General features: G+C 72.8%; 13 protein-coding genes and 1 pseudogene. 8 read left to right on the top strand and 6 right to left on the bottom strand.

The genetic code is table 11. The annotated features are described in order from the left end of the window. Positions 1-106 precede the first annotated feature (106 nt). The 4 genes from ACFVYR_RS29785 to ACFVYR_RS29770 all read left to right on the top strand — a co-directional run bounded on the left by ACFVYR_RS29785 (position 107) and on the right by ACFVYR_RS29770 (position 5329). Positions 107-1003, top strand: a complete 897-nt coding sequence (locus ACFVYR_RS29785) for an alpha/beta hydrolase (RefSeq protein ID WP_384256411.1) — start codon at positions 107-109, stop codon at positions 1001-1003. 174 nt (positions 1004-1177) lie between these two features. Continuing rightward, positions 1178-2353 (top strand): NAD(P)/FAD-dependent oxidoreductase, encoded by a 1176-nt coding sequence (locus ACFVYR_RS29780; RefSeq protein WP_384256596.1) that lies wholly within the window; start codon positions 1178-1180, stop codon positions 2351-2353. A 64-nt stretch (positions 2354-2417) separates the two neighbouring features. Beyond that, positions 2418-3806, top strand: coding sequence for a 2-oxoadipate dioxygenase/decarboxylase family protein (locus ACFVYR_RS29775; RefSeq protein ID WP_384256408.1), 1389 nt, complete (start codon positions 2418-2420; stop codon positions 3804-3806). Continuing rightward, positions 3803-5329, top strand: a complete 1527-nt coding sequence (locus ACFVYR_RS29770; protein ID WP_384256406.1) for an aldehyde dehydrogenase family protein — start codon at positions 3803-3805, stop codon at positions 5327-5329. The genes ACFVYR_RS29775 and ACFVYR_RS29770 overlap by 4 nt, the downstream gene beginning before the upstream one ends. A 35-nt stretch (positions 5330-5364) precedes the next feature. Here ACFVYR_RS29770 and ACFVYR_RS29765 read toward each other — a convergent pair whose 3' ends face one another. Next, the gene (locus tag ACFVYR_RS29765; protein WP_384256403.1) at positions 5365-7089 is read right to left on the bottom strand and encodes an acyl-CoA dehydrogenase family protein; all 1725 of its coding nucleotides are present in this window, start codon (positions 7087-7089) and stop codon (positions 5365-5367) included. Between the two features lie 67 nt (positions 7090-7156). Continuing rightward, complete coding sequence (locus ACFVYR_RS29760; protein WP_384256401.1) at positions 7157-7720, bottom strand: PadR family transcriptional regulator; 564 nt, start codon at positions 7718-7720, stop codon at positions 7157-7159. A 231-nt stretch (positions 7721-7951) separates the two neighbouring features. On the opposite strand from ACFVYR_RS29760, the gene ACFVYR_RS29755 reads away from it, so the two are divergent. Together ACFVYR_RS29755 and ACFVYR_RS29750 are read left to right on the top strand one after the other, a co-directional pair. Beyond that, on the top strand, positions 7952-8764 hold the full coding sequence (locus tag ACFVYR_RS29755) for a S1 family peptidase (protein ID WP_384256399.1): 813 nt from the start codon (positions 7952-7954) through the stop codon (positions 8762-8764). Between the two features lie 55 nt (positions 8765-8819). After that, a complete protein-coding gene (locus ACFVYR_RS29750; protein ID WP_384256396.1) occupies positions 8820-9557 on the top strand; it encodes an alpha/beta fold hydrolase in 738 nt (245 codons plus the stop codon). Positions 9558-9591: 34 nt separating this feature from the next. Here ACFVYR_RS29750 and ACFVYR_RS29745 read toward each other — a convergent pair whose 3' ends face one another. Further along, complete coding sequence (locus tag ACFVYR_RS29745; protein WP_384256393.1) at positions 9592-10062, bottom strand: peroxiredoxin; 471 nt, start codon at positions 10060-10062, stop codon at positions 9592-9594. Between the two features lie 217 nt (positions 10063-10279). Here ACFVYR_RS29745 and ACFVYR_RS29740 point away from each other — a divergent pair, with 217 nt between their 5' ends. After that, complete coding sequence (locus ACFVYR_RS29740; RefSeq protein ID WP_384256391.1) at positions 10280-12559, top strand: FUSC family protein; 2280 nt, start codon at positions 10280-10282, stop codon at positions 12557-12559. 17 nt (positions 12560-12576) lie between these two features. Here ACFVYR_RS29740 and ACFVYR_RS29735 read toward each other — a convergent pair whose 3' ends face one another. The 3 genes from ACFVYR_RS29735 to ACFVYR_RS29725 form a co-directional block, all read right to left on the bottom strand. Then, positions 12577-13146 carry a hypothetical protein gene (locus tag ACFVYR_RS29735; protein ID WP_384256389.1) on the bottom strand — a complete coding sequence of 190 codons (570 nt, stop codon included), beginning with the start codon at positions 13144-13146 and terminating at the stop codon, positions 12577-12579. A 61-nt stretch (positions 13147-13207) separates the two neighbouring features. Next, on the bottom strand, positions 13208-14221 hold the full coding sequence (locus ACFVYR_RS29730) for a CU044_5270 family protein (protein ID WP_384256386.1): 1014 nt from the start codon (positions 14219-14221) through the stop codon (positions 13208-13210). Next, a complete protein-coding gene (locus ACFVYR_RS29725) occupies positions 14211-14783 on the bottom strand; it encodes an RNA polymerase sigma factor (protein WP_384256384.1) in 573 nt (190 codons plus the stop codon). Before ACFVYR_RS29725 ends, ACFVYR_RS29730 begins: the two co-directional genes overlap by 11 nt. A gap of 106 nt (positions 14784-14889) precedes the next feature. Between ACFVYR_RS29725 and ACFVYR_RS29720 the strand changes: the two are divergent. Then, positions 14890-15101, top strand: a pseudogene (locus ACFVYR_RS29720) (cytochrome ubiquinol oxidase subunit I); the annotation flags it as partial.

Here is a 15101-nt window from a genome sequence, read left to right as displayed (position 1 = left end):
GGCGCAAGGATAGGCGCAGTCGGTGCGCCGTCCGGCGCGTGTTTGCCCACCGCCGTCCGACAGTTGGCGGGGGATCGTGTCGGTGGCAGCCTTGAGAATGTCCGCCATGGATCCCGAACTCGAAGCGTTTCTGCCGCTGATCCCCCAGCAGGACCTGACCGACCCGGTCGCCGCGCGCCCGATGTACTCCGCGTACGCCGCCTCGAAGCCGGCACCCGACACGTCGGGCATGGAGATCGAGGACCGTACGGTGCCGGCCGATCCGGACGTGCCGGTACGGATCTACCGTCCGCACCAGGGGCAGGGCGCCCTCGTCTGGTTGCACGGCGGTGCGCACGTCATGGGTGATCTGGACACCGAGCACCCGTGGGCCAGCCGCATCGCGGCCGCCTCCGGGGCGGTGGTGGTCTCGGTGGGCTACCGGCTCTCCCCCGAGCATCCGTTCCCCGCCGCCCTGAACGACGCCTACGCCGTACTGGAGTGGACGGCCGGCCACGCCGCCGAGCTGGGTGCCGATCCGGCGCGGATCGCGGTCGGCGGTCACAGCGCCGGCGGGAACCTCGCGGCCGGTCTCGCCTTGTGGGCCCGCGACCGGCAGGGGCCGCCGATCCACTTCCAGCTGCTCAACGAGGCGGCTCTCGACGACCGCCAGGAGACGTGGTCGCAACGGAACTTCACCGACACGCCCTGGGCGACGCGCGCCAACGTGGGGGCATCGTGGCGCCACTACCTCGGCACCGCGCCGGTCACACCGTACGCCGCGCCCGCCCGGGCCACCGACCTCTCCGGGCTGCCGTCCGCCTACATCGCCACCGCCGAGTTCGACCCGAACCGCGACGAGGACATCGACTACGCGCTGCGCTTGTTGCGGGCGGGCGTCTGCGTCGAGCTGCATCAGTGGCCCGGCACGTTCCACGGCTCGCAGGCCATCCTCTCCGCCGAGGTCTCCCAACGGCAAATCGCGCAGCTCGCCGCCGCGCTCCGGCGCGCTCTCGCCGCGTGAGCCGGTCCCGGCCGGATCGAGCGCTGCGGCGGCGAGGGCTCATGGACGTCCGCGGGCGGCGTACTGCACCATGGCGGGCAGACAGCTGTCCAGCGTCCCCCGTCACGCCATGACAGTCCGGGCCAACGCCTGGAAGGGAGCGGCCACTTGGCCTCCTCACCGCCCCGCCCGGCCATGTCGCCCGGCGCACCCCGCGCCCTCCCCGCCGCCACCGACGTCGTGATCGTCGGTGGCGGGGTGATGGGGGCAAGCATCGCGTTCCACCTCGCCGAGGCGGGCGTACGCGACATCGTCGTCGTCGAGCGCGGCGAGCTGGCCTGCGGCAGCTCGGGAAAGCCGATCGGAGGGGTACGGGCGCAGTTCTCCGATCCGCTCAACATCGAGCTGGGCCACCGCAGCCTGCGCGCCTTCCGCGACTTCGGGGACCGCCCCGGCGCGGACATCGGCCTCGACACCGTCGGCTACCTCTTCCTGCTGACCGGCCCCGGCCAGGCGGCGGAGTTCGAGGACGCGGTGCGGACGCAGAACGCGCTCGGTGTGCCCAGCCGCATGATCAGCCCCCGCGAGGCCCGGACGCTCTGCCCCTACGTCGACGCCCACGGCCTGGTGGCCGCCGTCCACTCCCCCGCCGACGGCCACGCGCGGCCCGCACGCGTCGTGCGCGGATACGCGCGTGCCGCAGCGCGGGCCGGTGCCGTGTTCGCGACGCACACCACGGTGACCGGCATGGACACGGCCCGGGACCGCGTCACCGTCGTGCACACCGACCGCGGCCCTGTGGCCTGCTCGACGGTCGTCTGCGCCGCCGGAGCCTGGTCGGCGCGAATCGGCGCCATGGCGGGCGTCGACCTCCCCGTGCGGCCGCTGCGCCGCCAGCTCGCCTTCACCGCACCGCTGGTGCCCCCGGCGCCGCGCATCCCCTTCACCATCGACTTCTCGTCATCGGCGTACTTCCACAACAGCGACGACGGGCTGCTCCTCGGCCTCGCCGACCCCCACGAGAGCGAGGGCTTCGACACGACGTGGACGCCCGGCTGGCTGAAGCTGTTCCGCGAGGTGGCCCGCGAGCGGGCGCCGGCCCTCGCCGGGATGGAGACGCGTGGGGGCTGGGCGGGACTCTATGAGGTCACCCCGGACCACAACGCGCTGATCGGCCGCGCCACCGATCCGGTCAACTTCCTTTACGCCACCGGGTTTTCCGGACACGGCTTTCTGCAGGCGCCCGCGGTGGGCGAGATCGTCCGCGATCTGCACCTGGGCCGGCCGCCGTGCGTCGATGTCGCACCGCTGAGCGCGGACCGCTTCCGCGCCGGGTCCGCCGCGAACCGCCCGGAGGCCCATGTGGTGTGAAGCACCGCCATCCCCCGGCCACCCACGCGGGAAGTCACCCCACCGCTGAGAGGACGACGTGTCGATGATCGGACAGTGGCAGCTGCGTGCCGCGTTCGCCGCGAGGCTCTCGCGGATGTACGGGCGCGAGGTCCCCGCGTACACCACGCTGGTGGACGTCTCCCGCGAGGTCAACGAGGACGTGCTGCGCGCGCGGGGCGCCGACGCCGAACGCCTCGGCACCATCGGCCGCGTCACCGCCGAACGGCACGGCGCCATCCGGGTCGGCACCCCGGAGGAGCTGCGGCAGGTCGCCCGCGTCTTCGGCGCGCTCGGCATGCGTCCCGTCGGCTTCTACGACCTGCGCGAGACCGCCACCAGCGCGCTGCCCATCGTGTCGACCGCGTTCCGCCCGGTGGCCGAGGACGAGCTGGCCCGCAATCCGTTCCGGGTCTTCACCTCCATGCTCACCGTGTCGGATCCCCGCTTCTTCGACGCGGACCTGCGCTCACGCCTGACCGCGTTCCTCGCCGGCCGCGAGTTGTTCGGCCCGGAGCTCCTGAAGCTGGCCGACCGGGCGGAGGCGGAGCGGGAACTGTCCGACGCCGACGCCGAGCGCTTCCTCGACCTGGCCGTGTCCGCCTTCGAGTTGTCGGCCGAGCCCATCGACGGGCAGTGGTACGCGGCCCTGGAGCAGGTCTCCGCCGTCGCCGCGGACATCGGTGGCGTACGCAGTACCCACATCAACCACCTCACCCCCCGCGTCCTGGACATCGACGAGCTGTACCGGCGCATGACCGAGCGCGGCATCGAGATGATCGACACCATCCAGGGGCCGCCGCGCTGGGCGGGGCCGGACGTACTGCTGCGCCAGACCTCCTTCCGGGCGCTCGCCGAACCGCGTGCCCTGCGCGCCCCGGACGGCAGCGTGACCCGCGGCGCGCTGCGGGTGCGCTTCGGCGAGGTCGAAGCCCGCGGCATCGCCCTGACGCGTGCGGGGCGCGCCCTCTACGACAGCCTCCTGGCCGTCGTGGACGAGCGGGCCGCGGGCCGTCCGGCCGGTGAGCGCGGCGAGGTGGCCCGCGCCGTGTGGGCCGAGCACCTGCCACCGACCGAGCGGGAACTGGCCGTGCGGGGGCTGGGGTTCTTCACATACCACGAGGTGCCCGGCCGTCCCGCGGACGGCGCGCGTCCGCCCTCCGACCTCGACGGCCTCCTGGGTGGGGGCTGGCTGCGGGCCGAGCCGGTCGTGTACGAGGACTTCCTGCCCCGGTCGGCCGCAGGCATCTTCCAGTCGAACCTCAGTGAGGCGGGGTCGAGGAACAGCGGCCGGGCAGGCAGCGCGTACGACGCCGACCGGCTCTCCGGAGCCATGTGCCGGGACGTCCTCGACCCGTTCACGCTGTACGAGCGGCAACGGGACCGCTCCCTCGCCCTGCTGCCCCGCGCACTCCGTCCCCAGGGAGCCTCATGACCCTCGTCCTGCCCTCCACCGACGAACTGCGCGCCCGCGCCCGCGCCGGACTCGACCGCATCGGCGTCACGGTCCCCGAGGGCCATACCCTGCGGGCCCGCACCCCGGTCACCGGCGAGGACCTTTTCGGTCTGGCCGCCACGGACGCGGCCGGAACAGAGGAGGCGCTCACCGCGGCCCGCGAGGCTTTCCTCACCTGGCGGAGTACCCCGGCACCGCGCAGGGGTGAACTGGTTCGCAGGCTCGGGGAGTTGCTGCGTGTGCACCAGGAGGATCTGGCCGACCTGATCACCATCGAGGCGGGCAAGATCCGCTCCGAGGCGCTCGGCGAGGTCCAGGAGATGATCGACATCTGCGACTTCGCCGTGGGCCTGTCACGGCAGCTCTACGGGCGCACCATCGCCTCGGAGCGGCCGGGGCACCGGCTGGCGGAGACCTGGCACCCGCTCGGCGTCGTCGGCGTCATCTCCGCCTTCAACTTCCCGGCCGCCGTGTGGTCGTGGAACACCGCGGTCGCGCTGGCCTGCGGCGACACGGTGGTGTGGAAGCCGTCGGAGCTCACCGTGCTCGTCGCCCTGGCCTGTGACCGGCTGCTCGCCCGGGCCGCCGCCGACGTCGGGGCGCCCCGCGACGTGCACCGGCTGCTGCTCGGCGACCGTGCTGTCGGGGAACGGCTGGTGGACGACCCACGGGTCGCCCTCGTCAGCGCCACGGGATCGACCCGCATGGGGCGCGAGGTCGGCCCGCGCGTCGCCGCCCGCTTCGGCCGCTGCCTGCTCGAACTTGGCGGCAACAACGCGGCGGTCGTGGCCCCGTCCGCCGACCTGGACCTCGCCGTGCGGGGCATCGTGTTCGCCGCCGTCGGCACCGCCGGTCAGCGGTGCACGACCCTGCGGCGCCTCATCGTGCACCGGGACATCGCCGACACCCTCGTCGGCCGGCTGACGTCCGCGTACCGGAAGCTGCCCATCGGTGACCCCTTCGACGACACGACGCTGGTCGGCCCGCTCATCTCCGTCCAGGCGCTGGACGGCATGCGCGCCGCGCTCGACCGGGTGCGCGGCGAGGGCGGTGAACTCCTCGCGGGCGGCGCCCGTCGCCCGGCGCAGGCGGCGCCGCACGCCGCCTACGTCGAACCGGCCGTGGTGCGCGTGGGCCGGCAGACCGGCATCGTCCGCGAGGAGACCTTCGCGCCGCTGCTTCACGTCATGACGTACGACACCTTCGACGAGGCGATCGCCCTGCACAACGACGTGCCCCAGGGCCTCTCGTCGAGCGTCTTCACCCGTGACCAGCGCGAGGCCGAGCTGTTCCTGTCCGCGGAGGGCTCGGACTGCGGCATCGTCAACGTGAACATCGGGACGTCGGGCGCGGAGATCGGCGGCGCGTTCGGCGGCGAGAAGGAGACCGGTGGCGGCCGCGAGTCGGGGTCCGACGCGTGGCGCGCGTACATGCGCCCGGCCACCAACACGGTCAACTACTCCGGCCGGCTCTCCCTCGCCCAGAACGTCAGCTTCCTCTGAGAGCCTGTGTCATATCCCCGACCGGGACTGTGGCGCTACGGCGCCATCTCGTACGTCCCCGCCAGCGCCTCGACGCGCTCCCAGACGCGTGCGGAGCGGGCCTCGTCGACGACCGGGCGCCGTACCGCGCCGAGCGCCCAGCTCTGCTGCTCCGGCGTGGCGGAGTCCTTGCCGTGCAGCTCGACGGCGTGCGCGGAGAAGTCCCGTACGAGGACGGCGAAGAGCTCGTCGAGCACGTCCTGGTCGAGGCCGGTGAGACGCGCCTGCTCCAGGATCAGCTGGCCGTGCACGACGAGCGCGAACAGCTGGCCGACGGCGAGGAGCAGGTCGAGGTCGCGGCTCTGCTTCTCGTCGGGCGCGGCGGTGGTGACGAACTCGCAGAGTGCGTCGGCCTGTTCGCGGAAGCGGGCGACGTTGGGCACCTCGGCGTACGCGTCGTAGGCGGTGCGCCAGTCGTGGAAGCGGATGGCGCCCAGGCCGCGGGCCGGTCCCTGCTGGAAGAGGAAGGCGTCGTCGGCCGCGTCGAGGCGGGTCGGCACGGGCTCGTACTCGGCCGGGTTCAGCAGGTGGTTGCCCATGAACTTGAGGATCAGCGCGAGGTTGACGTGGACCGTGCCCTCCAGCTTGGGCAGGCCGCGAATCTCGACGGCCGCCTGTGCGAAGTAGTTGTCCTTCTCGAAGCCCTTGGCCGCGATGACGTCCCACATGAGGTCGATGACCTTCTCGCCCTCCGTGGTCACCTTCATCTTCGTCATGGGGTTGAAGAGGAGGTAGCGGCGGTCGTCGGGGCCCGCGGAGCGGAAGTAGTCCACGGCGCGGTCGCTGAAGAGCTTCATGCCGACGAGGCGGACGTACGCGTCGGTGAGCTCGCGGCGCACGTGCGGGAACGCGGTGACGGGGCGGCCGTAGAGGATGCGGCCCGTGGCGTGGGTGACGGCCTCGTACATCGCGTGCTCGCAGATGCCGATGGAGGCCGTGCAGAGGTTGAACTTGCCGACGTTGACGGTGTTGAGCGCGGCGTCGAAGGCGGCGCGGCCGGTGTGCAGGACGTCGTCGGGTCCGACGGGGTAGTTCTCCAGGCGGAACTCGCTGACGTACTTGGAGGAGTCGACGACGTTCTTGACGAGGTGGTACGCCTCGTGGCGGCTGTCGGCGGCGAAGAAGACGTAGCCGTCGGGGCCCTCGACGTCGGTGCGGCGGCCGAAGACGGAGACGAGACCGGCGGCGTTGCCGTTGCCGATGTAGTACTTGGAGCCGGTCGCCCGGAAGCCTCCGTCGCCGTCCGGTTCGAGGAGCATGTCGGTGGAGTAGATGTCCGCGCCGTGGGCCTTCTCGGAGAGGCCGAACGCGAATACTTCACCCTGGGCGAGGAGTTCGGCGGCGCGGGCGCGGGCCGCGGCGTTGTCGCTCTGCCAGACCGGGCCGAGCCCCAGGATGGTGACCTGCCAGGCGTACCAGTAGTCGAGTCCGTAGAAGCCGAAGATCTCGTTGAGTGCGGCGATCCGGGCGGTGTCCCAGCGCTTGTCGTCCTGCCCCTCGCCCGCCGCGGAGGCCGGGGTGAGGAAGGTCGCGAACAGGCCCTCCTCGGCGGAGAACGCGAGGAAGTCGGCGAGCCAGGCGCGGGAGCGGTAGTCCTCGATCAGCCTGCGCTTGCCGCGGGCCTCGAACCAGTCGACGGTCGCGCGCAGCAGCCTGCGGGTCTCGGGGTCGAAGTGGGCCGGGTCGTAGGTGTGCGGGTTGAACAGCAGCTGGTCGGCCATGGTGGTTCGCCTTTCCGGCTCGGGAGGGTGGGAGGTTCGGTGTTTCGAGTGAGGGTCGGGGAGGGGCTCAGTGCTCGGCGGCGAGCCGGTGGAGGGTGGCGATCACGTCGTCGAGCCAGTCGAGCGTCATGCGTTCGTACGCGATGCCGCCGCGCAGCACGACGTGCTGGAGCTCCCGCCCGGCGTCGGGTGCCGCAGGGGCAGGGGCCTCGGGGCCGGTGAAGTCGCGCAGCTCGCCCGCGAGGTAGTGCGCGAGCCGGTCGGCGTGCGCCTGGCGGTGGCGCTCCACCTCGCGGATCAGTGTGGCCGGGTCGTCGAAGGCGGCGCCGCGGATCTTCACGGCGAGCTCGTGCCGGACGCTCTCGGGCTCGATCGGCTCCTGCAGCCACCGGGAGAGGACCGTGCGCCCCCGCTCGGCCACGGAGTACTCCTTCTTGTCCGGCCGGTCCTGCTGCGCCACTTCGCGGGCGCCGATCCAGCCGTCGTTCTCCATGCGCTTGAGCACGCGGTAGATCTGCTGGTGCGTGGCGGTCCAGAAGTAGCCGATGGAACGGTCGAACCGCCGGGCCAGCTCGTAGCCGGAGCCCGGCTTCTCCAGCAGGGAGACGAGGATCGCGTGTTCGAGCGCCATGCCCGAATCCTTCTATGCAACTAGTTGCATAGACAAGCCGCGCCGGTCAGGTGAGACACGGCTCACCCGACCGGCGCGGCCGAAGCCCGCCCGCAACCGGGGGTTTGCCCCACCCTGAACGGGCCGTCGCCCCGACCACGGACAGGCATGCCGGCCCGATGGGCCGGTGGATCTTGGGCCAGCAGGATGGCCGTGTTCCGCTTTACCGGTTCACAGACAAGGAAACCCCTCGTGTGCAGCTTGAAGACGATGCGACACCGCGCGGCCCGCACCACCGCCGTCGGCGCCTTCGCCGCAGCCACCTGCGCCACCCTGATGACGGGCAGCGCCGGAGCGATCGTCAACGGGGACGACGCCAGTCAGCGCTACCCCTTCATGGCGACCGTCCCGGAGTCGGCCAAGGACGGCAGCGTGCAGGACGGTACCTGCGGGGCCACGCTGATCGATCCGCGGTGGGTCGTCACGGCGGCGCACTGCGTGCGGGGCGACATCGTTCTGGACGGCATCGTCCGGATCGGCAGCAGCCACCGGAAGTCCGGGGGCACCGTCCGCAAGATCGAGCGGACCATCGCCCACCCCGGGTTCCGGAGCGGCGACGGGACCTCGTTCAACCGGCACGACATCGCACTGGTCCAGCTCGATCGCCCGGTCTCCCAGAAGCCCATCGGCATCGCGGAGCGGGCGGGGCGGCCCGGCACCCCGACCCGGCTGCTGGGGTTCGGCACCACCGTGGACGGCGAGATGCGGTTCTCCCCGCGCCTGAAGGAGCTGGACACGCGCAGGGGTGCCGCGTCCGAATGCGCCCCCGGCTACGCGTCCGCGAACCGCCTGTGCACCATCAGCCTCAGGCCCAAGGCCATGGCGTGCTCCGGGGACTCCGGCGGCCCGCAGCTCCAGAAGGGCCGGCACGGGCGGTGGGAACTGATCGGCGCCACCTCCGGCCCCGGTGCCCCCGGGGTCGCGTGCTCGGACGGGCCCGGCCTGTACGTCGACGTCCCGGCCTACGCGGACTGGATCCGGGACACCATCAAGCACAAGGGCTGAACCCACCTGCCGGGGCCGCACCGGAGCGGAACGGATGCGCCGCTATGCTCGCCGCGTGGGTGAGGTAGTGGTGGTGCGTACCGGCTCCGGGCCGGAGGTCCTGCTCGTGCACGGCGGCGCAGGGCCGCGGACGACGTGGGGCGCGCTGTCGCCGCTGACCGATCGGTGGACACTCGCGCACGTCCACCGGCGCGGCTATCCGCCGAGTCCACCACCGCGCGAGGGCCAGGACTTCGCGGTGGACGCCCTGGATCTGGCGCCGCTGCTCGTCGGCCGTCCGCACGTCGTCGCCCACTCGTACGGCGTCCTCGGGGCGTTGACCGCGGTGGCGGACGCGCCGGACGGCGTGCGCTCGCTCACTCTGATCGAGCCGCCGCTGACCTGGCTCGTCCCCGACGATCCCGAGGTGGCGCGACTCCAGCGCATCGGGGACGCGGTCCTCACCCACGGGATGGACACGGACCCGGTCGAGCTGCGCGAGTTCCTCCGTCTCGCGGGTGCCCCCGTCGGCGACGGGCCACTCCCGCGGGACGTGGTCGCCGGCGTCCGCCGGGCGCACGGTGCCAGGCTGCCCGGCGAGGCCCGCTTCAGCCTCGACCGCGTCCGTCGCACCGGCGTCCCGGTGCTCGTCGCGTCCGGCGGCCACGCGGTCGCGCTCGAGCGGATCTGCGATGCTCTCGCGGTAGCGCTCGGCGGCGAGCGCAGCGTGCACCCGGGCGCCGGTCACTTCGTCGCCGCAGCACCGGGCTTCGCCGAACGGCTGGATGCCTTCCTGCGCAGGACAGGCTCCTAGCGGGCTTCAGCCTTGGCCGGAAATCCGCGATCGGTCAGCTTTCCGCGAGGCGGCGTACGGCGGCCAGCGCGCGGTCGGCGTGTGCGCTCATGCGCAGTTCGCTGCGGACCACTTCGACGACGGTCCGGTCCTTGCCGATGACGAAGGTGACGCGCTTGGTGGGGGCCAGCGAGAAGCCGCGTGCCACGCCGAACCGGCCACGCACCACTCCCTCGGGGTCCGAGAGCAGCGGGAAGCCGAGGGAGTGCCGCTCCGTGAACTCCCGCTGCTTCCCGACCCCGTCGCCGCTGACCCCCACGGGCCGCGCTCCCGCGGCGGCGAACTCGGCGGCCAGGTCACGGAAGTGGCAGGCCTCCGCCGTACAGCCGGGCGTGAGGGCCGCGGGGTAGAAGAACAGCACCACAGGGCCTTCCCGCAGGAGTTCGGAGAGCCGTCGCGGGGCGCCGGTCTCGTCCGGCAGCGTGAAGTCCTCGACGGTGTCACCGACCGCCGTGCGCGCCGTCATGCCGGGCTCCCCGTCGACGTACGGTCCATCGGCGACACGTTGCCTCCTCAAGTGGCGGGAGCGAAACCCTACTCGATGGTCCGAGCACGGTCCTGGCGCCCTGCTCCTGGCCGCCCGCCGACACCCTCCGACCAGCCTTGATCCCGTCGAACGCCGTCGTGCGATGCTGGGTGACGCCGGGAGGCACCGAGAGAGCGACGGGGAGTACGGCATCACGATGGCAGTGGCACGACGGACAGCGAAGGGCGTCTGGGACCGTTTCTCGGCATCCGACCCAGGACTCCTGCGGCTCATGGCGGGACTGCGCACGGTGGGGGCGATCCTCCTCGCGCTCGCCGTGCTCGCACCGCTCGGCACCTCGGTGACCCATCTCGTCGCAGGCGCGATGACGGCCATGGTCGCCACCTTCGCGATCCAGGAGAAGGAGGTGCGGGGGCAGGCGATCACGGTGGCGCTCGGGCTGCCGGTCGCCCTCGCGGCGATATCTCTGGGAGCGCTGCTCAACCACCGGGTGGTGGCCGGGGACGCCTTCTTCATCCTGCTGATCTTCGGCGCCGTCTACTGCCGCCGGTTCGGCGACCGGGGCACCGCGCTCGGCCTGATCGGCTTCCAGGTCTACTTCGTCTCGCTCTTCGTGAGTGCCTCCGCCTCGGCGCTGCCCGGACTGTGGCTGACGCTGACCATCGCCTTCGCGTGCAGCGCGGTCGTACGGTTCGCCATCGTGCCGGAGACGCCTGAGCGCACTCTCGCCCGGCTGCGCGAGGCGTTCCGGGCCCGGCTCGCCCAGCTGATCGCCCACCAGATCGAGCTCCTGGACGCGGACGCCGGGTCCACGGACGGCCCGGAGAAGGTCCTCGACGACCTGCGGCGCTCCACCGCCCGGCTGCACGAGGCGGCGCTGATGATCCAGGGGCGCCTGGAGGAGGGCACACGGGACGCGGCCGCGGCTGCGCTGCTCCAGCGCAGGGTGGCCGACGCCGAGATCGCCGCGGAGCGTCTCGGCGTGCTGCTCCTCAACGCCCGCAGCGCGGAACGCGTGGAGACCCTGACCCTGCACCTTCCGAGCGCCCCCGTCGCCATGCCGGGGCGCGCCCAGTTCGGCCAGGACGCGGGCACGGCGCTGCGCCGGGATCTGCGGGCCCTGCACCTGCTCGTCGTGCGGCTGGTCCCCGACGACCGGGGCACGGCCCTGCCGTACGTACGCAACAGACTGCTCGGCTACCGCGAGGAGCAGGGGCTGCCGCAGGGCTCACCCGCCGTCCAGGACTGCTTCCGCGCGGTCGGTGAGGCGGCGCGCGCCATTCTGGGCCTGCGGCTTGCGACCGACGGATCGCAGGGCGAGGAGTACGACAGCCCGGAAGCCGCGCGGTCGAGGGAGGAGTTCGAGGCGGAGGAGATCTCGATCTCGGGCGAGGCGGCGGGGGCCGCCGAGGACGAGCCCACCGGGTTGCGGCGGCCCACCACGAGGGCGGCCGTCCAGGTCGCGGTGGGCTCGGCGCTCGCCATCGTCGGGGGTGAGTTCCTGTCCACGCAGCGGTGGTACTGGGCGGTCCTGACATGCTGGGTGGTCTTCCTCAACACCGCTTCCACGGGCGAGATCATGGTCAAGGGCTACCGGCGGCTGCTCGGCACGGTGCTGGGCGTGGTGGCCGGGGTCGCGCTCGCGGGCGCCGTCGGCAACCACACCTGGGCCGCGTTCGCCCTCGTCGTGCTGTGCGTCTTCGGGATGTTCTTCACCGCGCCGCTGTCCTACGCCCTGATGTCGTTCTTCGTCACGGCGATGCTGGGCCTGCTCTACACCCTGCTCAACACCTACAGCCTCGACGTCCTCGTGCTGCGGATCGAGGAGACCGCGCTCGGCGCGGCCTGCGGGATCATCGCGGCCGTCCTGGTGCTCCCGGTGCGCACGTCGCACCGGACCGACGAGGAGCTCGGCACCGTCCTCGCCCGGCTGCGGGACGTCGTGTCGGCGGCGGTGGCCCAGCTGAGCGGCGGCCCCGCGGTCGACCTGGTGGACCTGGCGCGGGACCTGGACACCGCGCTGGACGACCTACGGCGCTCCACGAAGCCGTTGACGCATCCCATCGCCCCGCTGCGGGCCCGGCGCCAGACGGCCCGCTACCTCGTCGCGCTCCTCGAGACGTGCGCCTACCACGCCCGCTCGCTGGCGGCGACGGCCGAGTTGGTGCCCTCCAGCAAGAGCGTCGCCGCCGACGCGCGCCTCGCGCTCGCGGGCCGGCGGATCACGCACAACATCGACCTGATCGCCGCGCGGGTACGCGGTGAGGAGACCGACGGCACCATCGAGTCGGGGGCCAGCATCGCCTCGATGCTGGACAGCGGCGGTCACGAGGTGCTGCGGACGGGGTCGGTGGCGTTCCGCGTGCTGCGGCATCTGCAGCGTCTCGACGAGGGGATCGTCGGCCTGGCCCGGCCGCTCGGGGCCCCGCTCGCGGTACCGGAGGAGAGTGCGGGCACGGGAGCGCGCAGGCTCTGAGAGCCTGCCCCCCGGTGTCACGCCCCGCGCAGTTCCTCGACGACCTGCCGCAGCACCGGCGCCGGCACGTCCGGCAGCAGCATCGCGAAGGCCAGCAGCAACTTCCCGAGCAGGAACGTGGTGTCCGGCGTCCCGCGCACGATGTCCTTGACGGCCGTCACGTCCTCCGCCGCGACGGCTTGAAGGAGTTCCGCCGCGTCCGGCCCCGCGCCGTCCTCCGTGAGGACGGACCGGTCGCCGAACTCGGCCCGGCGCACCATGTGCCGCAGCACCCGGTCGCCCGCCGCGGGCAGATACGCCTTGCGTACGCCTTCGTTGGCGATCCAGCACAGCGCGGAGACCAGGTCGGCGGTCCGCTCGTCGGCGTCGAACTCCGCCATCAGGGCGTCGTACGCGAGCTGGTTGCCGTGCCGGAACGCCAGCAGCAGCCGCGCCGCCCGCGCCTTGGCCTCGACCACCTGCGCCTCGGACAACTGCGTCTCGGACACGTGCGTCTCGGACACCTGCTCGCCGGAGACCCGCGCCCCGGGCACCTGCGTCGCGGCCACTTCGACCCGATCGCCCGATTCCTGCTTGTTTACGCCCATCTGGCATATGTTAACGATCAACGGGCGGGGGTCTTCAAGACCCCACGCCCCAAAGGCCGGGTCAACGCACCCAAGCGGTGTACGACATGACGTCCCCTGCCTTCACGCCGAAGGCAGGGTCGTCCCTGGTGACCGTCTCCTCCAGGCCCAGCACAGCGCCGTTCTCCGGGTCCAGGATCAGCATCCGCCGCAGGCCGTCGCTCGTGTGGACGTACGCCTGGCCGGTGCGGCCGAGCCGGTCGGTGACCGCTCCCGCCGGGCGCAGCCCCTCGGCGTCGGCGAGGACGCGGGTCAGCGCCGCGCTCTCCCGGGCACCCGGCGTCCACTCGCGCAGGAACGTCGAGACCGTGTCCAGGAGTTCATCGGTGCCGGTGAGCGGGGTGCGGACGCCCGGGTGGCTGAGCTCGGCCAGGTAGGTGCGGAGCGCTCCGGGCGTGTGCGGGGGCCGGGTCTGGGGCGCGGCCGTACCCCAACTCGGGGGGTAGGTGCGGTTGCTGAGGACCTTGCCGTCGCGGACCGTGCGCGGCCCGTCGTCGCCGTCGGTGATGACCGGCTTCCCGGGGCTGCGGGGGTCGGTGGCCACGACCAGTTCGGTGCGGCTGCCGTCCGCGTGCCAGCGGGTGACGCGTTCCTCCGGCAACGTGACGGGCGCGGTGCCGCCGCGGTCCTCGTGCATGGCGAGGCTCCAGGTCTGGACGTGCGCTCCCCTGGTCAGCCGGGGCGCGCCCTTGGCCGACGCCGACGCCGACGCCCGGTCCGCGAGTTGGTCGAGCGCCACGGGCGTGGACCCCGCCCGCAGGGTGAGGGGCCGGGGGGCCGCGGCCGCCGGCGCGCTGCTCGGCCCCGCGAGGACCAGGGCCAGCGCGGCCGCCACGGCGAGCGAGACCATCTCGATGCCCCAGACCAGGCGGCGCACCTGGCGTGCGGGTCTGCGCCGGTCGCCGGGGGCGCTGTGCAGGAGCTGGTGCAACTGGCGCTGGGCGTGCGCGGGCAGCGGCCGGTCGCGGAACCGGTCGGCGTCGCCGGGCACGGGGTCGGCGTCGCGCAGCAGGGCGAGTTCGTCGTCATGAGCCATGGCCGTGATCCTCCGGAACGGTGGCGCGGGTCGCTGCAGGGGCGGGCCGTGCGGCCGGTGCGGGCCGCAAGCGGTCGATCTCGGCTCTCAGCCGGCGGCGGGCCCGGTGCAGCCTCATCGCCGCGGCCCGGGTGCCGCAGCCGAGCGCGGTCGCGAGCTCCTCGGTGTCCAGGCCCTCCCAGGCCGTCAGGCGCAGCACCTCCTGGTCGGAAGCGGAGAGCCGGTTCAGGGCGTCGTGCACCCAATCCCCCGGGTGCTCGGCCTCCGGCCCCGCCACCACGTTCCTGCGGTGGCGGCTCTCGTCGTTGCCGAGCCGTTCGACGAGCCGGCGCCGACGCCCGTATCCGCGGACCGCGTTGGCCAGGCAGCGCCGCGCTATCCCGTACAGCCAGGGCAGCGGGGCCGGTGGCAGGTCGGCGCGGCGCCGCCAGGCGACGGCGAACACGTCGGCCACCACCTCCTCGGTGTCGTTCGTCGGGCCGCCGAGCCGCCGTGCCACGTAGCGGCTGACCGCCCAGTAGTGCTCGCGATAGGCAGCGGCGAAGGTTTCGTCGTCGCTCACGGTTACGAAGTGTCCGGCACCGCCGCGATCGTCACACCGGTGGGGTGTGATCCATGTCGCTCCGTCCGCCTGTCACAGATCGAGGGGCGCCGGACACAGGCGGGGCATGGACAGCAACACCGTGGTGCCGCCACCCGCGCGCGCCTCAGACCCCCTTTCCGTGCCCGCGCAGTCGGTGCTCCGGCCCCGACGCCCCGGGCATGCCGTCGTCAAGTGGTTCACGACCACTGACCACAAGACGATCGGCACGCTGTATCTGGTCACGTCGTTCGCGTTCTTCTGCATCGGCGGTGTGATGGCGCTCTTCATGCGCGCCGA

Source organism: Streptomyces sp. NPDC058284, assembly GCF_042881135.1.
GTDB lineage: Bacteria > Actinomycetota > Actinomycetes > Streptomycetales > Streptomycetaceae > Streptomyces.
Note: the sequence above shows the minus strand (reverse complement) of the source record. Positions and strands in the feature narration are given on the sequence as shown.